Here is a 21,902-nt window from a genome sequence, read left to right on the forward strand (position 1 = left end):
CTATATGTATCCTAGTTTTTTAAAATTGCTTAAAACGCATTTTAGAGCGTGCTTTCCATGGTAATAATTCAAACCACCTTGTAAATATACCACATATGGTTCACGGAGTGGTCCATCTGCTGATAGTTCTGAAGTAGCTCCTTCAACAAAACCACCGGCTGCCATTATAACAGGATCTTCATAGCCTGGCATAGGAAAAGGTTCTGGAACTAGATTAGAATCAACTGTTGCTGCTTCTTGGATAGCCTTACAAAAAGTAATTACCTTATCTGGGTCTTTGAATATAATTGACTGCACTATATCGCTACGCGGATCATCTACTTTTGGTATTACATCATAACCAAGTTCATCAAAAACTTTTCCAAATAATAAGCCTACTTTTATAGCTTCTTTTACAATATGTGGTGCAAAGTATAAACCTTGTAAAACATGTCTTGTTGTACCAAAACTTAAACCTTCATCCTTACCAATACCTGGAGCAGTCAAGGTATTAGCGCAGTATTCAATTAAATCAGCCTTACCACAAATATAACCACCTGTGATGGCTATACCACCGCCTAGATTTTTAATTAAAGAACCTGCTACAATATCAGCCCCAATTTCAATAGGTTCCTTATCTTCTGTAAATTCACCATAGCAGTTATCTACAAAAATTATTGTATTTGGATTAGCTTTTTTTATTTCATTAACAGCTTTTTCTATCTCACTAATGGTAAAGGCACGGCGTTGAGTGTATCCTGTTGATCTTTGGATAAGAGCAAGCTTAGTGTTTTTATCTATCACTTTGGAAATATTATCATAATCAATTTGGTTATTACTATCTAAGGCTAACTTATCATAGCTAATTCCTTTTGATAATAGATTTCCTTTTTTATTACCAGCAATTCCTATCACTTGTTGCATAGTATCATATGGATCATCAGTAATAGCAACCATTTTATCACCATGATTTAATAAGGCAAATAAAACTAATGATAGCGCATGAGTTCCTGCTACTATACTTGGTCTTACTAGGGCATCTTCAGACTTAAAAATATCCGCAAAAATTTCTTCAACTTTTTCTCGTCCAGTGTCTGCGTATCCATATCCTGTAGCAGAAATAAAGTCTTGGGTATTTAAGTTGTATTTATTAAAAGCTTTTAGTACCTTTAACTGATTAAATTCAGAAATTTCTTCTAATTTATTAAAATCATCATACAAATCATTTTCAGCTTCTTTAATCATTTGATCAAAGATTGGGTCAATATTATAGTGTTCGTATATTTCATTAAAATTCATAAGTATCCTTTATAAGGCTAATAATTATATCAGCCGCATCATTTTTATTTAAGTTATCCATTAATATTTCATGAGTAAAATCATAAGCTAAATAACGCTTCATCCATGTAACTTGGCGTTTGGCATAGTGTCTAGTATTTTTTTGAATCAAATCTATTAATTCATCTATATCAATTTCCTCATTTATAAATGGAAGTAGTTCTTTATAGCCAATCGCTGCCATAGATTGCGAAGCAGCAGTTAGATTATAGTTTCTAACTACATCTACAAATTCTTCTATAAGTCCTTGGTCAATCATTTCTATAACACGATTGTTAATTTTTTGATAGATACCGGACCTATCTTCATAATTTAAAAAGAACAAAATTGGATTAATGTTTTTATTTAGTTTTTTCTCACCTTTTCTCACTTTGGAAGGTAATTCACCAGTCGATTCATATATTTCAAGGGCCCTAATTATTCTGTTAGTTTCATTAGAATGATATTTTTTAGCAGTAATAGGATCGATTGTTAATAATTTATCATATAAAAAGTCAGATCCTTTTTCTTCACTGACTTTTTGTAGTTTTTCTCTAAATGCTAGATTTTGTTCAACTTTTCCATAATTCATATCAAATAAAATAGAATCTATATAAAAACCAGTTCCCCCAGCAACTATAGCTACTTTTCCTCGGCTATTTATCTCACTTATAAGATTGGATGCTTTTATAGAAAAATCTTCCACACTAAAATTTTGGTCTGGATTAACAACATCTATCATATGGTGGCAAATTCCATGATTATCTTTTATTTTGTTAGTACCTATATTCATATAGCGGTAAACCTGCTGACTGTCAGCAGATATTATTTCTCCGTTAAAAGCCTTTGCAACTTCTATTGCTATGTCACTTTTACCACTTGCTGTAGGTCCAGTAATTATAATTACATTATCTGTCAAAATATTTCTCCAGTGTTTCTTCTTCTACTTCTAGAATAACAGTTTTGCCATCATAGGTTTTATAAGGGTTTTCTAAATCAAATAAATCTGATATAAGTCTTTCAGCGGTATCTTTACTTATTTTATAACCCTTTCTAAAAGAATTTTCCTTGACTTTTTTGTATAGATTTTTATAGAATAATTCCTCTTTGTTCGTTATATCAATATCTATAAGGTCTAGAATAAGCTTTTCATTTATTTCACCTTCAAATATAGTAGGGATAGACCTTACTATAATTTGATTTTCTCCAAATTCTTCTACATCAAAACCAAGGCTAGCTATAAAATCTTTTTTATCTTCATATATATCTTTTTCTTCAGTTCTAAGCTTTATTATTAACGGCTCTAAAAGTATTTGAGATGATATCTTAGATCTTTTAAGTTCATCAATGTATTCTACAAATTTAATTGCTTGGTCAGCTCTTCTATGGTCCATTAGATAAAGTTTGCCACTACTAGCTTTAAATAAAGAATATTTATCAAATATGCTAGTTAGATATAAAAATGACTTCTTATTTATAAAAGAATCAGATTCATAATTATAATTTTTATTTTCAACAACTTTTTTCTTCGATTGCTTATTTGAAGAGGAAGCTTCTATTTTTTTATCCAAGTCAAAAAAGCTATCATCTTCATATCTTGCTTTTTCTTCTCTGACAATATTAAAACCACTATAAGAATCTAAGAGACTTTTATAGTTTGATAAGTCAGGTATACTCTTTTCTTTATTTTCTTTTATTGTAATAGTATTAGCTTCTAACTTTTTATTTAAAGCTTCATAGATAGTATTCTCTATTAGTCTAATTAACTCATCCTCATAAGAAAATTTGATAGTTCTTTTGTTAGGATGGACATTTACGTCTAAGTTTTTTGGATTTGTTGTTAAGAATATAAAAAAGGCTGGAAATCTTCCTTGTGGTATAAGTGTCCTATATTCTTTTTCTATAGCTTTGGTAATTAAACTACTATCTATCAGTCTATTATTTACATAAATATATTGCAGACTCCTGCTACCTCTATAGTAATTTGAAGTGGATATAAAGCCGTCTATATTATATAGGTCATTGTTGTTTGACACTTCTATCAAATTGTCCTTTAAACTATCATCAAGTAAATTTGGTATTTTTATACCCAAAGGATCATTGGCATTTGTTTTAAACTCTACTCTACCATCTTTTATATATTTTATAGAAATATCCTTGTATCCAATAGCAAGCGAATACATAAGCTTTGAAATAGCATTAGACTCAGCTATATCTGATTTTAGGAACTTTTTTCTAACAGGAACATTATTAAATAAATCCATTACTTCGATGCTTGTCCCGTTGTTGGTAGCTATTGCTGATTCATTTACTCTAGAATTTAAAAACTCTAATTTTTTACCTACATTATCATTTTCTGTCTTAGAAATTGCCAAAACATGGCCGACAGTAGTGATACTTGCCAGGGCTTCGCCCCTAAAACCTAAAGAATATATATCATAAAGGTCTGAGAAATCTTTTATTTTGGATGTAGCATGTTTTTCAAAAGCTAAAGGCATTTGATCATTGGTTATCCCTACCCCATCATCAGTTACTCTAATGTAGGTCTTGCCACCTTTTTTTATTTCCACAACTATATTTTTAGCACCTGCATCTATTGAATTTTCTACCAATTCTTTAACAACAGAAACAGGGGATTCTATTACCTCCCCTGCTGCTATTTGTTCAATTGTTCTGTCATCTAGTTTTATAATTGGCATTATAATTCATTTATCCTTTCAACTAAGTCATTTAACTTAGTAATTGCTTCTATAGGTGTAAGTTCGTTTATATTTATATCAGTAGAAATTGCTTTAATATCATCTAATTTATCATTATTTATTTGATCTAAAGTATCCTTTAAATCAGTACTTTTATCTAGATTAAATATCTCATCTCCATCAATTTTTTCCATAAATTTTTGAGCATTTTTTATAACTTCATCAGGCAATCCAGATAGTTTTGCTACCTCGATACCATAGCTACGATTTGATTTACCTCTTTTAATTTTTCTAAGAAAAACTAGATTGTCATTGTCATTTAATATTTCAATCTTTAGATTAACTACATTATCGAATTCATTTTCTAAAATAGTAAGCTCATGAAAATGGGTTGCAAAAACTGTTTTAAATCTTTTTACCTTGGAGATATACTCAACAAGGGCCATGGCGATACTTAAACCATCATCTGAAGATGTGCCCCTACCAACTTCATCTAAAATAACAAATGAATTTACAGTAGCATTTTTTAAAATATTTGAAACTTCATTCATCTCAAGCATAAAGGTGGATTCACCCTTGGAAATATTATCGCTTGCTCCAATTCTAGTAAATACCTTATCACATATACCTATTTCAGCAGAACTTGCAGGAACAAATGATCCCATTTGGGCAAGAATTATAATTATTGCCATTTGTCTCATATAGGTTGATTTACCAGCCATGTTTGGTCCTGTAATTATTTGGATAATATTATCTTCCTGGCCAATTTCTGTATCATTGGCTATAAATTCATTTTCTTTAAGATTTTTTTCAATAACAGGATGACGGCCATCTTTAATAATTATTTCATTATTATTTGAAAGTTTTGGCCTAACATAGTTATTAGTTACTGCAACTCTAGCAAGGGTATTAAGGCCATCAATATTTGCAATCATCTTTGCAAGGGATTGAAGCATTAAAGTTTGGTTTAATATTTCATCTCGTACTTCATTAAATATTTGATATTCTAAATCATTTACCCTATCCTTACCACCAATAATTAAGTTGGATAAGGTTTCTAAGGTTTCAGTTGTATATCTTTCTTGATTTTTTAATGTTTGCTTTCTTATATAAGTATCTGGGACCTTATCAAGATTACTTTTAGTTATTTCAATTGAATAACCATTATTTTTATTAAATACTATTTTATAGTTTTTTATTCCAGTCTTTTCTCGTTCTTGACTTTCATATGTGGCTAATTTACTTACTGCATTTTCTGATTCATTTTTTAAATCATCCAAGTAGTTATTAAAACCAATTTTTATTATCTCACCTTCAGTTATTGATATAGGTGGATCATCCACAATAGCTTCTTCTAATATTTTATAAAGACTATTTACTTCTGGTAAATTTAGACCCAGATTTTTTATATTTTTATCTTTGCTTTTTTCTAAATATTTTTTTAAATCTGGTACGTTTTTAAGAGAGTTTTTAAGAGATATTAGGTCCCTAGCATTGGCTCTTTTATAAGAGATTTTACCTACTAATCTTTCTAAGTCATAGATATCATCTAAAAAATTAGATATATTTTGAGAATCCATTGTGTTTTCAAAGAAATATTCTACTATATCAAGCCTTCTGTTAATCTTATCTAAGTCTACAAGGGGTCTTTCCAGCCATTCATTAATTATTCTAGACCCCATAACTGTATCTGCTTGGTCTAGGATTTTAAGGACTGTATCATCTTTAGTATTATTATTTAAATTTCTATGTAGTTCTAGATTATTTCTCGTATTTGCTTCAAGCTCTAAATAATTTGATATTTCTAGAACTTCTATATTATTAATGTGTTTTAGATTTTCATCATAAAACTTATAAATATAGTCAAGGAGGTTTGCTAGTGAAACTATAGATAACCTTTTATCTTCAATCTTTGATAGATTATCATCTCCCAAATATTCAATAATAGTATCCGCTCTTTTTTCATACCTAGTATCATCGTCTATATAATTTATAAAAATATTAGTATTTTGATTTAAATATCTTGATAAACTTCTAAGCTTATAATTTTCGTTAATAATTATCTCAGAAGGGTTGATTTTTTCTATTTGGTCTATGGCTTGCTTTGCAATAAAGTCATCAGAACCTTTAAGTTCTATGGTAAAGATAGCCCCTGTTGATATATCACAATAAGATAAGGATAGTCCAAAATTATTTTGAAAGATAGATAATAAATAATTATTTTCACGATTATCTAGTGACTCCATATCAGTAATAGTGCCTGGAGTTATAACACGAGTTATAGCGCGTTTAACAAGTCCTTTTGCTTGTTTAGGATCTTCTATTTGATCACATAGAGCAACTTTATATCCTTTTTTTACAAGCTTATTTACATAATTATCTATAACATGGTGAGGAACACCACACATTGGGGCTTTTTTTTCATGACCACATTCTTTACCAGTTAAGGTAAGGCCTAAGGCCTTGCTAGTTATAATTGCATCATCAAAAAAAGTTTCGTAAAAATCCCCTACCCTATAAAGTAACAACGCATCTTTAAAATTATTTTTAACATCAACGTAGTGTTTGAGCATTGGTGTTAATTTTTCATATGTAAAATTATCTTTCATTCTTCTATCCCTCTTCTATCTATAATTATACCATAAAAAAAGCCCACCCCTGGGGTGAGCGCTTACTCTATATCTAAGGTCTTTACATTGTTAACCCAAGATGAAGCTGAGTCATCAACAGTATCTACTAATATCATTTTTCCATAGCTAGGGCTAATATCAAATACAGGAGTTCCATCTAATTTATAAACAAGATATACTCTTTCAGGCTCTAGGACTGCTGACATATGGACTTTATTTAGATTACCATCGTTATCCTCTACTAGTAAGAAAGATCTATCTTTTAAGTTTATATTAAGATTTCCTATAATTTTCTCAATGGCTATACCTTCAATAGTAGCTTTTTCTAATCCGTTGTTAAGGTAGACAGACTTTTTTTCTGCTCCTAGATTTCTTATTTCTTTGAGAGTTAGTGAATCTATTTGATTACCTTCGCCTTTTACTATCAGTATCTCATTATCATATTTGGATATCTCTTTTTCTATATTGTATCGTCTAATTAAAAATCCAATTAAAATTACAGCTAATATGCTAATAACTGAAATTATTATCCTATACTTATTCTTTTTTAACTTCTTGTTTACTCTTCTACTATCCATTATCTACCGGTGGAACCAAATCCACCCTCACCCCTATCAGATTCATCTAGGCTATCTACTAGCTCAATTTCAAACTGTTGGTAAGGTTGTATAACTAATTGAGCCAAGCGGTCACCATTTTTTATTATTTGAGTTTCATCTCCATAATTATAAAAGAAAATCATAATTTCACCCCTATAATCAGAGTCAATTACTCCTATAGTATTGGCAAGCATAAGTTTTCTTTTTACTCCTGTAGATGATCGTGGATAGACAGCACCAAAATATCCTTTTGGGATTTGGACCTTAAGTCCAGTATCTATTTTACAAGTTTCTTTTGGTTTTATTTCTATATCTTCTTTATTAGAACAGTATAAATCTATACCAGCAGCCTCAGCTGTAGCGTAAGCTGGTATTTTATTTTCTGTTACTATTTTTAATTTTTCTTTCATTATATCACCTTCACTAAAGATTAATATACCAATTTTTGCCCTAGATTACAAAGGAAAGTATAGTTAATTTAAGAAAAGAGGTAGATATGGATAATATAACTAAAAGATTTTTAAAGTACATTTCATTTGATACTAAAAGTAATCCAGAAAATGGAGAAAAACAAAAACCATCAAGTGCTGGCCAATGGGATTTGGCAAAGGAACTTAAAAAAGAGCTAGAAGACTTAGGACTTACTGCAACTATTAATGATGAGGCTTTTGTATTTTCAGAGATAAAAGCAAATACAGATAAAAACTTACCAAAAGTAGGTTTTATTGCACATATGGATACTTCTCCAGAGATGCCAGGTAAAATTGATGATCCACAAATAATTAATTACAAGGGCGGAGATATCAAACTAAATGATAAGAGATCTATAACTGTAGAAGACTTCCCTATCTTAAAAGATTTAGAAGGTTTAACATTAATTACTACACGCGGAGAAACCCTATTAGGCGCTGATGATAAATCAGGTATAGCTGCAATTATGAATATGGCAGAATACTTTATAAACCATCCAGAAATTGAACATGGTGATATAAAAATTGCCTTTACCCCGGATGAAGAAATAGGTACTGGTGCTGATACCTTTGATGTAGAGACTTTCGGTGCAGATTTTGCCTACACTATTGATGGTGGCTACATTGGCGAATTAGAATACGAAACCTTTAACGGTGCAGGAGCTAAAGTTCATATAACTGGAAAATCCGTCCACCCTGGATCTGCTAAAAATACGATGATTAACTCAACATCAGTTGCCTTTGAATTTGATAGACTATTAGGTGAAGTAAGTCGACCAGAACATACAGAAGGCTATGAAGGATTCTACCACCTAATTTCTATAAATGGTGATATTGAAAATACAAATATGGAATACATTATCCGCCACCATGACAGAGATGAATTTGAAGCTATGAAAAATCAATTTGTAGCTAACAAAGACTATCTAAACAAAAAATACGGTGATATAGTTGATGTTGAAATCAAAGATAGCTACTACAATATGGGTGAAGTTTTAAAAGATAAACCTGAGATAGTTGAATATGCTAAAAAAGCTATGGAGAACTTAGATATAGAACCTATTATAAGTCCTATTCGTGGTGGTACTGATGGATCTAAATTATCTTTTATGGGCTTACCTTGTCCAAATATTTTTGCAGGAGGTTTAAACTTCCACGGAGTCTATGAAATTATACCAATGGAATTTTTACAAAAATCTTCTGAAACTATTATAGAAATAGTAAAAGTGATTGCTAAAGATTGTTAAGTATTATATAATTAGATTGGGTATAATATTACAAAACGTATTATAAAGGAGATTTTTATGACTGACGAAAAAAGATATGAAGAAGACGATAGAAAAATCGAAGATTTAGAAACTGGAAAAGTTGAAGAATCTAGCCAATATGAAGGCGACGAAGAATTAGAAGAAGTTGCTAACAACCTAGATGAAACAGATCGTAGTAGCGATCCTGATGTAAAATACAATACAGATACAGAATACAGAAACACAGATGTTGATGAAGCTGGATACGTTTCTGGACCAACAGCTGAAGGAAGAAGAACAAGAGTAGATGAACTTTCTGAAAATCCTTCTGAAGATGAAGAATAATTAAAACAAAAAGAGCCTTGCGGCTCTTTTTTTATTCGCTAATTACTCTTCTTAGCATATCCCCTTCTTCTAAAGGAAGGTCTATTGTCATATATATTTTTTCTTTAGGTTTATTAGCTACTTCTAGTTCTTCACCTTTTGCATTTCTCATACTAGGAATCTTATATTCGTAAAAGTCTTTAGAATTACCAAATATTTCTATTTCTTCACCAGGGAAAAATCTATTTCTTTGCTCAATTATAGCTTCTTTAGTGTCAGAATTATAAGCTAAAACAGTACCAATAAAATCATATTTTCTTATATATGAGGAATTTTCATAGATTTGATCTTCCCCATCTGGTTTTTTATGGAAGAATCCTTTTGTATAATGTCTATGACTTGCTTTTTGAAGCTCATTAAAGTATTTTTGAACAGTTTCTTCGTTGTAGTTGCCCTCATAGTAAGCATCTATTATTTGCCTATAAGATCTAATTACAGTTGCTACATAAAAGGCTGTTTTCATTCTTCCTTCAATTTTAAAACTATCTATTCCAGCTTCAATCAGTTTATCTAGTTCATCTATTAGACATAAGTCTTTAGAATTCATGATATAAGTACCTGAACCATCTTCTTCTATAGGATAGTATTCTCCAGGTCTATTTTCTTCTTGGATAGAATATTTCCATCTGCAAGCTTGAGAGCAATCTCCCCTATTAGCATCCCTACCTGTCATATAATTGCTTAATAAGCACCTACCAGAATAAGAAATACACATTGCACCGTGAACAAATACTTCTATTTCTAAATCTTTAGGAGTATTATTTCTTATTTCTATAATTTCTTCTAGGGATAGTTCACGAGCTAAGATTACTCTTTTTGCACCCATATTGTACCAGAAATTTACTGTAGCAGAGTTTGTAACTGATGCTTGAGTTGAAACATGAAGATCAATATCTGTTAGTTCTTTTGCTATAGAAAATATACCAGGATCTGAGATAATTAGAGCGTCCACTCCAATCTCATCTAAATATTTTAAGTAATCTTCTATACCAACCATATCTTCATCATGGGGAACAATATTCATAGTAATGTGAACATTCACTCCATTTTCGTGGGCATAGTCCACAGCTTTTTTCATAGCTTCACGATCAAAGTTTTTGGCATTGGCACGTAGTCCAAAGCTATCTCCGGCCATGAATACTGCGTTTGCGCCAAATTTTACGGCTGCTTCTAATCTTTCCATATCCCCAGCGGGGGCAAGTAACTCAACTTTTTTATCTGTCATATTTACTCCTTAATACTTAAAGTTAAACCATCACCTATGGGAATAATTGTGGTTTGAAAATCATTTCTATCCATTACATAGGCTAGGTAATTTCTCAATCTTTTTACGATGGTTATCATGCGTTTATCTACATAATCATCATTTAAAACCATTCCTTTAAATAATACATTATCAGCTATTATTATTCCACCGTCGTTTAATAGCTTTGCAGTTTTTTTGAAATAATCTATATAATGTGCCTTATTGGCATCTATAAAAACAAAATCAAAGCCTTGATTTATATTATTCAAGGCTTTTTGTGCATCATCATTTATTATTTTTATATTAGCATTATATTTTTTGAAATTTTCACAAACTTTATTTGCCGTGCTTTTATCAAGCTCAATAGTTGTTATATCAGCCGTTGTATATTTATCAAAAACAAGGGCTGAATAACCTATAGCTGAGCCTATTTCTAAAATATTCTTAGGTTTTTTACTTATAAGAATGGTTTTTATAAACTCTTTGGTTTCAACATTCATTATAGGGACATTATTAGCCTCAGCATACTCACGTAAGTCCAAAAAATCCCTATCCTCAATTAGTTTTTCTAAATAAAGACTAGTATGAGGATAATTTATATATTTCATTATTTTCCACTTCTGAAATAACTGGTAGGATCATTGGGTCACGTCCTAGTTCATTATATAGGTAAGATTTCAAATCTTCCCTAATTTGGTATTTAATTTGACTTATTGCTCTTATTTCATCTTTTTGACATTTTTCAAATGATCTTACTACTACTTCCTTAGCATTTTCAATTATGTCTTGGTTTTCTTTCACATATACAAAACCACGAGATACTATTTCAGGGCCTGCAAGTAATGTTTGTGTGTTTCTATCAAAGGTAATTGATACAACCATTAGACCATCTTCTGATAAGTGTTTTCTATCTTTTAGGACAATATTTCCTACATCACCTATACCAGAGCCATCAACAAGGACGTTTCCTGCTTGAACTTTACCAACTACATTTGCAGATTTTTTTGTAAATTCTATTATATCTCCATTTTCTAAGATGTGGATATTTTGACTATCCATACCCATGGAAATTGCTAAATCACGGTGGGTGTGTAATTGACGAGCTTCACCGTGGGCAGGAAGTAAAAATCTAGGTGTAGCTAACTGATACATTAATTTTATTTCTTCCTGGCAAGCGTGGCCTGAAGCATGAACTCTTTCTAATGAAGAATATATAATATTAACTCCGATTTCAGTTAATTTATTTATTACATTATTAATAGCTATTTCATTACCTGGTATAGCAGATGATGAAAGGATAACCGTATCAGTTTCGTTTAAGTGAATTTGCTTGTGGTCACGATTTGCCATACGTGTTAGAGCTGATAGTGGCTCACCTTGTGTACCTGTAGATAATACTACAATTTCATCATCAGCATAACTTTTTACATTTTTCATATCAATGATAGTATTATTTTTTACTTTTAAATAACCTAATTCACTTGCGATTTTTACGTTATTTATCATTGATCTACCAGATAAGGCTACTTTTTTATTGTATCTTTCGGCAGCAAATATTATTTGTTGAACCCTGTGTAGGTTTGATGCAAATGTTGCAACAACAATTCTACCAGAAACTTGTCCAAATATTTTTATAAATGTATCGCCAACTTCTTTTTCACTAATAGAATACCCTGGTCTTTCAACATTTGTACTATCACAATATAGGGCTAATAAACCTTTTTTTCCTAGCTCTGCTATTCTTTGGATATCTGTAGGGTCACCATCTATTGGTGTAAAGTCCATTTTAAAGTCACCTGTAAATAAAATAGTTCCTACTGGTGATTTTACTGCAATAGCACATGAATCTGGTATAGAATGGCTTACTCTGATAAATTCTACACTTAATTCACCAACTTTTACCTTGTTATTTACATTTACCATTTTAATTTTATTAGGATTTAAATGGTGTTCTTTAAATTTATTTTCTAAAAGTCCTTTAGTAAGTTTTGAGCAGTATACATTTGTATCTACATTTTTTAGAAAATATGGTATAGCTCCAATGTGGTCTTCATGACCATGGGTTACAAATATACCACCTAATTTCTTTTTGTTTTCTTCTACATAGGTAAAGTCAGGAATAACTATATCTACCCCTAGCATTTCTTCATTAGGGAAAGTTAATCCACAATCTATCATTACCATATCATTGCCGTATTCGACAACTGTACAGTTTTTACCTATTTCTTGTAATCCTCCTAGGGGAATTACTCTTAGCTTCTTATCATTTGACATTTTTACTCCTTATTTGTTTCTGCAATCGGAGCAAATTCCATAAATTCTTAATGAATAGTTATTTAATTCAAAATCATATTCTTCCTTTAGTGAGTCAGCTAATTTTTGCTTTGATAAAAACTCATCTTCTATGATTTTGCCGCAATTAGTACATATCATGTGATCGTGATGATCATTAATAGGATCTATCAGTTCATAGGTGTAAGCCTGGTCAGTAAACTCTTGCTTATTTACTATTCCTAGTTCTTCAAATAAGTTTAAAGTTCTATAAATAGTTGCTATACCTACTTGCTTATTTTCCTGATGTACTTTTGAAAATAACTCTTCTGGTGTAACATGTTTAGAAGAGCTATCTTTTAATACATTAAAAATTATTTCTCTTTGCCTCGTAAACTTTTGATTATTGTCATCAAAAATTTTGCGGATCTCATTAGTTTCCATTACTGTCTTCTTTCATTTCTTCATACAAACTGATGATTTCATCAAGTTCTTCTTGATTATCAATAGATTTAAATACTACTTCATCACCATCATTAATGACTTCCATAATCATTATCAATTCATCATCATACTGTTGTAAGGCACAGTAATTTTTATCATCTACTCCGAAAGTATCTATTATATTAAATTCGACTTCATTATTATCTGCATCATATAAAACAATACTATCCATTCTTTCTCCCATCTAAATATGTTTGTAGAATAAAGCCTGCTGCAATTTTATCAATATGTTCTTTTCTATTTTCTCGTCTAACATCCATATCAATCAAGACTCTTTCTGATTGAAGGGTTGTCATTCTCTCATCTTGGTAGATTATTTCTTTGTCAGTTTGTTTTTTTAATAAATCAACAAAGCTCATAACTTTCATAGACTGTGGTCCTATTGAATTATTCATATTTTTAGGCAGTCCTACTACTACAGTTTCTACATCATATTCATTTATTATTTCAACAAGCCTTTCTATATCTAGACTTGCTTTTTTTCTTTTAATTGTTTCTAGTGGGTTTGCTATCAAAAACATAGGGTCGCTTAAAGCAACCCCTATTGTTTTATCTCCCACATCAAGACCCATTATTCTAGTCATTGATATAATTATTTAATAATTCTTCGATGATTTCGTCACGATCAACTGCACGGATTAATTTACGCGCACCATTATGAGCAGTAATATATGTTGGGTCACCTGATAATAGGTATCCTACAATTTGACTTGATGGCTTATAGCCTTTTTCTTCTAAAGAAGAATAAACAGTTGTTAGTATTTCTCTAATATTTTTTTCGTCTTCTCTTTCTGGTTTGAAAGCTATTGTTTCATTAAAGTCATGTTTTTCAGTCATAATAACTCCTTTAAATGAGCTCATAAGCTTTAGCTAAAGCTTCGTCAACTTTTGAAATATCTTTTCCTCCAGCTTGAGCAAAGTTTTTCTTGCCTCCGCCATTTCCACCTGTTATTTGGCTTATTTGTCTAACAATTTTGCCTGCATCATATTTATCGGTCAGACTATCATCTACGGTTACTGTAAATATTATTTTTTCATCTATAACACTTGCAAAGACTAAAACTAAATTATCATAGCTATTTTTAAGTCTATTTTCATAATCACGAAGCTCATCCATGGATGTATCTTCGAATTTATGAACCAAGAGATTTATATCATCTTTTGCTTTTACACTATTTTCTAGGTCTTTATATACATCTTTATGAGAAGATGACTTTAATCTTTTAATTTCTTCTTTTTGATTCTCTAATTCTTCTTGAAGTGAACTAATCTTTTGAATTATTTGATCTTCCCTAGCATTTAGGCTATTAGCTATTTGAGATAAATCATCTTTTTGATTTTGTAATAACTCATAGACTTTTTTACCTGTTATAGCTTCGATTCTACGTACTCCTGCTGATACAGAAGATTCAGAAACTATTTTAAAAATCAATATATCTGAAGAATAATTTACATGGCATCCACCACATAGTTCCTTAGAATAATCTCCAATAGAAACTACTCTAACATTTTCCTTATACTTATCTTCAAATAGACCAATTGCACCCATCTCTTGGGACTGTTTATAGCTTACAACTTCTTTTTTTACTGGAAGTTGTTCTCTAATTTTTTCATTTATTATATCTTCGATTTTTCTTTTTTGCTCACTTGTTAGTGCTTCATTATAAGTAAAATCAAATCTTAGTTTGTTTGGATCAACTAGAGAACCAGCCTGAGTAATCTCATCACCTAATACATCTCGTAGAGCTTGGTCTAGCAAGTGTGTTGCTGAATGGTTCCTTGTAATATTGTATCTGCGCTCTTGGTCAACTTCAAATGTATATACTTTATCTACACTAATATTTCCTTCTATAACTTCTACAGAATGGAAGTATACATCATTTTTCTTTTGAACATCCGTAACTTTCGCTTTTCCTTCATCATTATAAATAAATCCAGTATCTGCTACTTGTCCACCGCCTTGCGCATAAAATGAAGTCTTATCAGAAACTACTATACCCTTTTCACCCTTATTTATCGATTGAATATTTTCACTTTCATCAAAAATATTTGTAATTTTAGCATCAGTCTTTAGTATTTCATATCCAACAAAGTCTGTTGGGTTTATACCATCTGTAATAATATTATCTAAAGACCAGCCAGAGTCAGACTTACGAGCATTTCGAGCTAAATTTCTTTGATTTTCCATTTCTTCGTTAAATTTGTTTTCATCTAAATCATAATTTTCTTCATTTAAGATTTCTTTTGTAAGATCAAGAGGGAAACCATAAGTGTCGTATAATCTAAATGCTTCGCTACCATCTAGGATAGTTTCATCATTTGCTTTCATATCAGCTATTAAGGAATTTAGTCTTTCAAGACCTGAATCTATAGTTTTTTGGAATCTGTCTTCCTCATCTTTAATAACTTTCAAAATATTATCTTTGTTAAATACTAATTGTTCGTATTCTACCTTATAAGTTTCTATAACTTCTGAAACTATTTGAGATAAAAATTCTCCTTCTATACCTAGAAGTTTACCATGTCTATATGCACGTCTTATAAGTCTTCTTAAAACATAACCACGTTTTTCATTTGAAGGTAGAACTCCATCAGAAACTAAAAATGTCATAGCCTTTGCATGGTCTGCAATAACCCTGATTGAAACATCAGATTTTTTATTGGTTTTGTATTTTACTCCAGACACTTTTTCAATTTCTGAAATAATATCTTGCATAACATCTATTTCAAAAATATTATTTTTTTGCTGGAGTACCATAGCAAGTCTTTCAAGTCCCATTCCTGTATCTATATTTGGATGAGCTAGTGGAGTGTAATTTCCCTCAGCATCTTTATTAAATTGTGTAAATACTAAGTTCCATATTTCCAAAAATCTATCTGAATTATCATTACCAGGAGCATTATCATTTTCATCAATTGCTCTATCAGCTCCTCTATCAACATAGATTTCAGAACAAGGTCCACACGGACCTACTTCTAATTCCCAGAAATTTTCATCTTTATCTTGACGTAAAATTCTATCAGGACTAATTCCTACCTCATCTTTCCAGATATTATAAGCTTCATCATCATCAAGATAAACTGTAACCCATAAATCGTTCTTATCAATTTCTACTATTTTTGTTAGGTATTCATAAGCCCAAGTTATAGCTTCTCTTTTAAAGTAATCGCCAAAAGAGAAATTACCCAGCATCTCAAAATAAGTACCATGACGTTCTGTTTTTCCAACTCTTTCTATATCACCAGTTCTAACACATCTTTGAGATGAGGTAGCCCTATTGTTTTTCATCTTCTTTTCACCAGTAAAATATAATTTTAACGGTGCCATTCCAGCATTTATGAGTAATAATGACTCATCATCTTGTGGGATAAGGGGAAATGACTTTAATATTGTATGTCCTTTTTCCTTACCAAAAAAATCTATATATGATTTTCTAATGTCATTCATTCCTAAGTTTTTCATTTTTCTACCTCAACTTTATTATTAATTATTTCATTTAAAGTTATTGAATCTATAGTTTCATTTATTGCTTCATCTATTTTATAAAATGCAAAATATGCATTACATTTATCTACACAATGACCATCAGGATAGCATCCTGTTACATTCCAGTCACCTTCCAGAACTCTTATAACTTCTCCTGCTGTTATATCTTCTGGATTTTTAGTAAGTTTATATCCACCCTTAGGTCCTCTAGTTGATTCAACTAAGTTTTCTTGTTTTAAAACCCTAACTAGTTGTTCCAAATAATTTTCTGAAAGATCTAACTTATCTGAAATTTCTGATACAGGTATATAACCCTTATCTTCATTTTCAGCAAGATAGCATATTGCTCTTAATCCATATCTACTTCTAGTTGATAATTTCATTTAACCACCTATACTGTAATTAACTCTATCATAGCTTGGTAAAATTTTTCACCAATGCCAGTTACATTTTTTATTTCTTCTATAGTCTCAAATTTTTTGCTTTCCCTGTAATCAATAATGGCTTGAGCTCTCTTCTCACCAACATTTGGTAGAGTCATAAGCTCTTCTTTACTAGCAGTATTGATATTTATTTTTCCATTTTCTGATATAGAATCAGGCTTTGAAACGATTTGATTGGCACCTACATTTTCTTGATCTAATATTTCATTTTCACTAGGTATGTAAATCTTCATCTGATCTTCTAGCTTCATGGCCAAGTTTAAAGACTTATTATCGGCATCTGGACTAAGACCTCCAGCTTGTTTAATTAAATCATCAAGCCTATCTCCATCCTCTACCTCATAAACACCCTCTCTATTTATCTGGCCGCTTATATGTACTTTTATCTGATCATTATCATCAGCTATATGATCTTCCGAATCTTTTTCAATCAATGAATCATTATCGGTTTCAAGCAAAGAAACATTATTGTCTAGTAAATTATCATCTTTATCTTTTACAAAATTATTACCTAAGACTAAAGCTAAAGCAACAATAAGGCCAATTATGATTTTATCTTTATTTCTATTTTCCATTATGATACCAGGGTATGATTTATGAAAAGATTACTCTTCCCATAAATCATCTATGCCGTAAAACTCTCGTTGTCGTTGGGTAAAGATGTGAATTATTATATCTCCTGCATCCATTAGTATCCATTCTCCTTCTCTTAGGCCTTCTTTAGATAAAAGAGGAAATTCATTTTTTTCTAACTCTTCTTCTATATAGTCAGCTAGAGCCTTAGTTTGGATAACAGATGTACCTGTAGCAACTACAAATGTATCTGCTACTGATGAATCTTTTAGTTCTATAACATTTACATCTTCTGCTTTTCTATCATCTAAAACTTTTAGTATTAAATCTAATTTATTCATTTTTCTCCTTAATTAAGAAATTTCTTGCATCAATTGTGAGTGGATGAATCAAATTATTATTTTCAATTATATAAGTAATATTGTGATCTAGACTATATAAAATTGCTTGATCAATATCTTTTTTCAATAATTTTCTTATAATATCTACCCCAGGATAGTCCCTGTGTGGCTCAATTGCATCAGCTAGATATATTATTTTTTCTAGCTCACTCATATTTGCTCTCCCTGTGGTATGATATCTGATTGCATCCAATACCTCATTATCATTTATATTATACTCTTTTTTAGCAACCTCTGCTCCCAAAAAAGAATGCAAAACTGCCTTAAACTGAACTTGGTAAGGGTCGATATAATCACCATATAACTGCATATATTTATCTTCATTATATTTTGCGCAATCATGTAAGATAGCTGCAGTTTTTACTTTATCTTCATCAATTTCTGAATTTATTTTAAGAGAGGTTTTCATAACTCTGATACAGTGTTTAAATCTTTTCTCACCAATATCAGCTAAGAGTTTTTCTTGCCATAAATCTAAATTATACATATAAGCCATACTCCTTGATTAATTCACCTACAGAGTCAGGTACCAAGTATTTTATACTCTTATTATTTTTTACCAAATCCCTGATGAGTGTTGAAGAGATATTTATATTTAGATTATCAATTAGATAAATATTTGGATTATCTTTTTTGATAAGGTCTACTTTTTTTATTAAATCACTATCTTCTTCTATACTAGTTCTAGCAAAAACTATAAGATTGTCATTTAAAATTTTCTCATAGTTTCTCCAAGAATCTATAGTCATAAAGGAGTCCTCACCCATGATATAGTAAAATTCATCATCAGGATATTTATTTTTAAAATAATCTAAGGTTTGGTGGGTATATACTACTGAATCATCATCAGATTCAAAGGTAGATAATACTAATTTTTTATTATCTTTTATAGCCTCCTCTACCATTTCAACCCTGATATTTGTAGCAGTCTTTCTTTTATTTTGCTTATGAGGCGGGTTTGAGCTTGGCAATACTATAATTTTATCTAAATCCATAAAATTTAGAGTATTTTCCATAACAATTAAATGACCTATATGGATAGGATCAAAGGTTCCGCCGTAAAGTCCAATTTTCATTTATATGCCTTATAATTCAAACTTATTATTATCGTTTTTTCTGTATATAGTAAATATATTACCCACATGGTTAACGAACTCTGCATCGAGTTTTTCTAAAAGTTCGCTTAATATTTCATCTGGGTCATCCATATTATTATTTAAAATTTTTATTTTTATAAGTTCACGAGCTTCTAAAGCTTCTTCAGTTGCTTTTATAACATCATCAGTCAATGAAAATTTACCGATATTTACAACTGGTTTGTAATCATGACTTTCAGCTTTTAGCTTAGCACGTTGTTTTCCTGTAAGCATAGTTCCTCCTATTCGAAATATTCAAAGACAATATCACCTACGGCGACACTATCCCCTTCTTCAATTCCCATTTCTATAAGTTTATCAAAAACTTCCATTTCTCTTAATTTACTTTCAAAATACATTCTAGAATCATAATCTTCTAAGTTTACTCGCTCTAAAAGATTATCTATTCTCTTACCGTAGACAACATAAATATTATCTTCTTTGGTAAATTGTAAATCATATTCTATTTCTTTATTGTAGAACTCATCTAGGAAGTCATTATCAACTTCTTCTATTAAATCATATTGCTTATCTTCTGTTTCTAATAATAGATTATAAGTTGCATCTAGCAGTTCTTTTATACCATCTGTAGTAGCTGCAGAGATTTTAAATATTTGATAATCATCTTTAAATTCTTTTGTAAATTTAGTAGCATTATCATTAAAATCTAGATCAGTTTTATTTAAAACTACTATCATAGGCTTATCTGCTAATTTTTCATTATATAATTTTAGTTCTTCATTTATTAATCTAAAGTCAGCAACAGGATCACGTCCTTCTATACCGGAAATATCTACTAAATGAACTAGTACCCTACATCTTTCAATATGCTTTAAAAAATCATGACCTAATCCTTGGCCCTCATTAGCCCCTTCTATAAGCCCTGGTATATCTGCAACGATAAATGATCTTTCATTATCTATATTTACAACTCCAAGATTTGGATCAAGGGTTGTAAAATGATAATTCGCAATTTTAGGTTTTGCAGATGTTATTACAGAAATCAGCGTAGACTTACCTACATTTGGTAGACCAACAAGTCCCACATCCGCTAGAACTTTTAGTTCCATTATAAGATCAATCTCTTGACCTTTTTTTCCATTTTCAGCAAATCGTGGTGCTTGACGTATAGAATTTTTAAAATGAACATTACCTCTACCGCCTTTGCCGCCCTTGGCTATTAAAAATTCCTCGTTATCAGTTTTAAAATCTTTAATTATGGTATTACTTTCTGCTTCTCTAAGTATAGTTCCAACTGGCACCTTTAGAACTAAGTCTTCACCTTTTTTACCAAATTTTTTCGATTTACCACCTGGTTGGCCATTTTCTGCCTTATATTTTGTTTTATATTTAAAATCATCTAGGGTAGATAGATTTCTAGTAGCTTTTATTATTATGCTACCTCCATCCCCTCCATCGCCCCCTGCAGGACCTCCAGTTGGTTCATACTTTTCTCGTCTCCAAGCAACAGCTCCATTACCGCCATCACCTGCTTTTAGATTAATTTTTGCAAAGTCTATCATATAAATATCCTTTCATATGAAAAAAAGCCTGCCGAAAAGGCAGGCTTATTAATTTTTAAGCAATATCTTGTTTTGGATAAACAGAAACTTGTTTTCTGTCACGTCCTTTTCTTTCAAATTTTACGATTCCTTCGCAAGATGCGTATAGAGTATCATCTCCACCTTTTTTAACGTTGTTACCAGGGTGGATTTTTGTTCCTCTTTGTCTAACGATAATAGATCCAGCATTTACAAATTGACCATCAGCTCTTTTTGTACCAAGTCTTTTACTTTCTGAATCTCTACCGTTTTTAGAAGAAGATACCCCTTTTTTACTAGAAAATCTTTGTAAGTTAATATTTAAAATCATTTATATCTCCTTATATTATAGTTTTGTAAGCTTCTACAAAGTCACTATAACTTTGCGTTAGTGTCCAAATACCTGTACTAAATGTATTTAAAATTACTTCTGAATCGTGAGATGGATTTTTTACTAATAATTTCATAGTTTCTTCATCATCACTAAATTCTACTTCATAATCATAACTATCAAGAGAATTTACACTTGTATAAGCTAGCATAGACACTGCTGCGCATACTATATCTTTACCATGCTCATCGTAGTCTGCATGGCCAGTAATTTCAAATCCTTTAAGAATGTCTTTATTATAGATTAAATTTACTTTAATCATTAGTTAGCAGAGATGCTATCAATTTTAACTAAAGTATAAGGTTGTCTATGTCCTTGTTTTTTTCTATACATTTTTTTAGGTTTGTATTTGTATACGATAATTTTTTTATCTTTGTTTTGATCTTCTACTGTTGCAGATACTTTTGCGTTTTCTACAGTTGGTGCTCCAACTTTAACGTCGCTATCATTTGCAACTAATAGTACTTCATCAAATTCAACAGTTTCGCCAACTTCGTAAGGAAGTTTTTCAACTCTTACTAAGTCCCCTTCTGATACTTTGTATTGTTTGCCACCTGTTTTTATAATTGCGTACATGGGCTTCC

General features: G+C 30.7%; 26 protein-coding genes. 2 read left to right on the top strand and 24 right to left on the bottom strand.

Annotated features, from left to right (window positions below; translation table 11 throughout):
- The 6 genes from ACCQ40_RS05350 to dut all read right to left on the bottom strand — a co-directional run bounded on the left by ACCQ40_RS05350 (window position 1) and on the right by dut (window position 7,637).
- Window positions 1-1,278, bottom strand: a complete 1,278-nt coding sequence (locus tag ACCQ40_RS05350; protein ID WP_410032928.1) for a methionine gamma-lyase family protein — start codon at window positions 1,276-1,278, stop codon at window positions 1-3.
- A complete protein-coding gene (gene miaA / locus ACCQ40_RS05355; protein WP_410032929.1) occupies window positions 1,268-2,215 on the bottom strand; it encodes a tRNA (adenosine(37)-N6)-dimethylallyltransferase MiaA in 948 nt (315 codons plus the stop codon). The genes ACCQ40_RS05350 and miaA overlap by 11 nt, the downstream gene beginning before the upstream one ends.
- Complete coding sequence (gene mutL, locus ACCQ40_RS05360) at window positions 2,205-3,995, bottom strand: DNA mismatch repair endonuclease MutL (protein WP_410032931.1); 1,791 nt, start codon at window positions 3,993-3,995, stop codon at window positions 2,205-2,207. The genes miaA and mutL overlap by 11 nt, the downstream gene beginning before the upstream one ends.
- Entirely contained in the window at window positions 3,995-6,604 is a 2,610-nt protein-coding gene (gene mutS, locus ACCQ40_RS05365) for a DNA mismatch repair protein MutS (protein ID WP_410032933.1), read from the bottom strand. Before mutS ends, mutL begins: the two co-directional genes overlap by 1 nt.
- Before the next feature lie 62 nt (window positions 6,605-6,666).
- Window positions 6,667-7,203: a hypothetical protein gene (locus ACCQ40_RS05370; protein ID WP_394011537.1), complete on the bottom strand. Its 537-nt coding sequence runs from the start codon at window positions 7,201-7,203 to the stop codon at window positions 6,667-6,669.
- Window positions 7,203-7,637 (bottom strand): dUTP diphosphatase, encoded by a 435-nt coding sequence (dut, locus tag ACCQ40_RS05375; protein ID WP_394020638.1) that lies wholly within the window; start codon window positions 7,635-7,637, stop codon window positions 7,203-7,205. Before dut ends, ACCQ40_RS05370 begins: the two co-directional genes overlap by 1 nt.
- 83 nt (window positions 7,638-7,720) lie before the next feature.
- On the opposite strand from dut, the gene pepT reads away from it, so the two are divergent.
- Window positions 7,721-8,941 (top strand): peptidase T, encoded by a 1,221-nt coding sequence (pepT, locus tag ACCQ40_RS05380; protein ID WP_410032935.1) that lies wholly within the window; start codon window positions 7,721-7,723, stop codon window positions 8,939-8,941.
- Between the two features lie 57 nt (window positions 8,942-8,998).
- Window positions 8,999-9,286 carry a hypothetical protein gene (locus tag ACCQ40_RS05385; protein WP_394018173.1) on the top strand — a complete coding sequence of 96 codons (288 nt, stop codon included), beginning with the start codon at window positions 8,999-9,001 and terminating at the stop codon, window positions 9,284-9,286.
- A 31-nt stretch (window positions 9,287-9,317) separates the two neighbouring features.
- On the opposite strand, the gene ACCQ40_RS05390 is transcribed toward ACCQ40_RS05385, so the two are convergent.
- From ACCQ40_RS05390 to rplU, 18 genes are read right to left on the bottom strand one after another with little or no spacing between them, the layout of a single operon-like run.
- A complete protein-coding gene (locus ACCQ40_RS05390; protein ID WP_394018175.1) occupies window positions 9,318-10,550 on the bottom strand; it encodes a peptidase U32 family protein in 1,233 nt (410 codons plus the stop codon).
- A 2-nt stretch (window positions 10,551-10,552) separates the two neighbouring features.
- On the bottom strand, window positions 10,553-11,179 hold the full coding sequence (locus ACCQ40_RS05395) for an O-methyltransferase (RefSeq protein WP_410032937.1): 627 nt from the start codon (window positions 11,177-11,179) through the stop codon (window positions 10,553-10,555).
- Window positions 11,151-12,845, bottom strand: coding sequence for a ribonuclease J (locus tag ACCQ40_RS05400; protein WP_394011531.1), 1,695 nt, complete (start codon window positions 12,843-12,845; stop codon window positions 11,151-11,153). Before ACCQ40_RS05400 ends, ACCQ40_RS05395 begins: the two co-directional genes overlap by 29 nt.
- Window positions 12,846-12,854: 9 nt before the next feature.
- Entirely contained in the window at window positions 12,855-13,286 is a 432-nt protein-coding gene (locus ACCQ40_RS05405) for a Fur family transcriptional regulator (RefSeq protein ID WP_394011530.1), read from the bottom strand.
- Window positions 13,276-13,518 (bottom strand): DUF1292 domain-containing protein, encoded by a 243-nt coding sequence (locus ACCQ40_RS05410; RefSeq protein ID WP_394011529.1) that lies wholly within the window; start codon window positions 13,516-13,518, stop codon window positions 13,276-13,278. Before ACCQ40_RS05410 ends, ACCQ40_RS05405 begins: the two co-directional genes overlap by 11 nt.
- On the bottom strand, window positions 13,511-13,930 hold the full coding sequence (gene ruvX / locus ACCQ40_RS05415; protein WP_410032939.1) for a Holliday junction resolvase RuvX: 420 nt from the start codon (window positions 13,928-13,930) through the stop codon (window positions 13,511-13,513). Before ruvX ends, ACCQ40_RS05410 begins: the two co-directional genes overlap by 8 nt.
- Window positions 13,923-14,183: an IreB family regulatory phosphoprotein gene (locus tag ACCQ40_RS05420; protein ID WP_394011527.1), complete on the bottom strand. Its 261-nt coding sequence runs from the start codon at window positions 14,181-14,183 to the stop codon at window positions 13,923-13,925. Before ACCQ40_RS05420 ends, ruvX begins: the two co-directional genes overlap by 8 nt.
- A 10-nt stretch (window positions 14,184-14,193) precedes the next feature.
- Window positions 14,194-16,809, bottom strand: coding sequence for an alanine--tRNA ligase (gene alaS, locus ACCQ40_RS05425; protein WP_410032941.1), 2,616 nt, complete (start codon window positions 16,807-16,809; stop codon window positions 14,194-14,196).
- Window positions 16,806-17,216: an RrF2 family transcriptional regulator gene (locus ACCQ40_RS05430; RefSeq protein ID WP_394018181.1), complete on the bottom strand. Its 411-nt coding sequence runs from the start codon at window positions 17,214-17,216 to the stop codon at window positions 16,806-16,808. Before ACCQ40_RS05430 ends, alaS begins: the two co-directional genes overlap by 4 nt.
- 8 nt (window positions 17,217-17,224) lie before the next feature.
- On the bottom strand, window positions 17,225-17,851 hold the full coding sequence (locus ACCQ40_RS05435) for a DUF655 domain-containing protein (protein WP_394018183.1): 627 nt from the start codon (window positions 17,849-17,851) through the stop codon (window positions 17,225-17,227).
- A 30-nt stretch (window positions 17,852-17,881) separates the two neighbouring features.
- The gene (gene rsfS / locus ACCQ40_RS05440) at window positions 17,882-18,190 is read right to left on the bottom strand and encodes a ribosome silencing factor (protein WP_394011523.1); all 309 of its coding nucleotides are present in this window, start codon (window positions 18,188-18,190) and stop codon (window positions 17,882-17,884) included.
- Window positions 18,183-18,737 (bottom strand): bis(5'-nucleosyl)-tetraphosphatase (symmetrical) YqeK, encoded by a 555-nt coding sequence (yqeK, locus tag ACCQ40_RS05445; protein ID WP_394011522.1) that lies wholly within the window; start codon window positions 18,735-18,737, stop codon window positions 18,183-18,185. Before yqeK ends, rsfS begins: the two co-directional genes overlap by 8 nt.
- Complete coding sequence (gene nadD, locus ACCQ40_RS05450; protein ID WP_410032943.1) at window positions 18,730-19,326, bottom strand: nicotinate (nicotinamide) nucleotide adenylyltransferase; 597 nt, start codon at window positions 19,324-19,326, stop codon at window positions 18,730-18,732. Before nadD ends, yqeK begins: the two co-directional genes overlap by 8 nt.
- Window positions 19,327-19,335: 9 nt before the next feature.
- Complete coding sequence (gene yhbY, locus ACCQ40_RS05455; RefSeq protein WP_394011520.1) at window positions 19,336-19,620, bottom strand: ribosome assembly RNA-binding protein YhbY; 285 nt, start codon at window positions 19,618-19,620, stop codon at window positions 19,336-19,338.
- Window positions 19,621-19,628: 8 nt separating this feature from the next.
- Window positions 19,629-20,909 carry a GTPase ObgE gene (gene obgE, locus ACCQ40_RS05460; protein WP_394018189.1) on the bottom strand — a complete coding sequence of 427 codons (1,281 nt, stop codon included), beginning with the start codon at window positions 20,907-20,909 and terminating at the stop codon, window positions 19,629-19,631.
- A gap of 55 nt (window positions 20,910-20,964) precedes the next feature.
- Window positions 20,965-21,258: a 50S ribosomal protein L27 gene (gene rpmA, locus ACCQ40_RS05465; RefSeq protein ID WP_101540041.1), complete on the bottom strand. Its 294-nt coding sequence runs from the start codon at window positions 21,256-21,258 to the stop codon at window positions 20,965-20,967.
- 10 nt (window positions 21,259-21,268) lie between these two features.
- The gene (locus ACCQ40_RS05470) at window positions 21,269-21,580 is read right to left on the bottom strand and encodes a ribosomal-processing cysteine protease Prp (protein ID WP_394018191.1); all 312 of its coding nucleotides are present in this window, start codon (window positions 21,578-21,580) and stop codon (window positions 21,269-21,271) included.
- A complete protein-coding gene (gene rplU, locus ACCQ40_RS05475; RefSeq protein ID WP_394011517.1) occupies window positions 21,580-21,894 on the bottom strand; it encodes a 50S ribosomal protein L21 in 315 nt (104 codons plus the stop codon). The genes ACCQ40_RS05470 and rplU overlap by 1 nt, the downstream gene beginning before the upstream one ends.
- Window positions 21,895-21,902: the final 8 nt, after the last annotated feature.

This window comes from Anaerococcus cruorum (assembly GCF_046365495.1).
Taxonomy (GTDB): Bacteria; Bacillota; Clostridia; order Tissierellales; family Peptoniphilaceae; genus Anaerococcus; species Anaerococcus cruorum.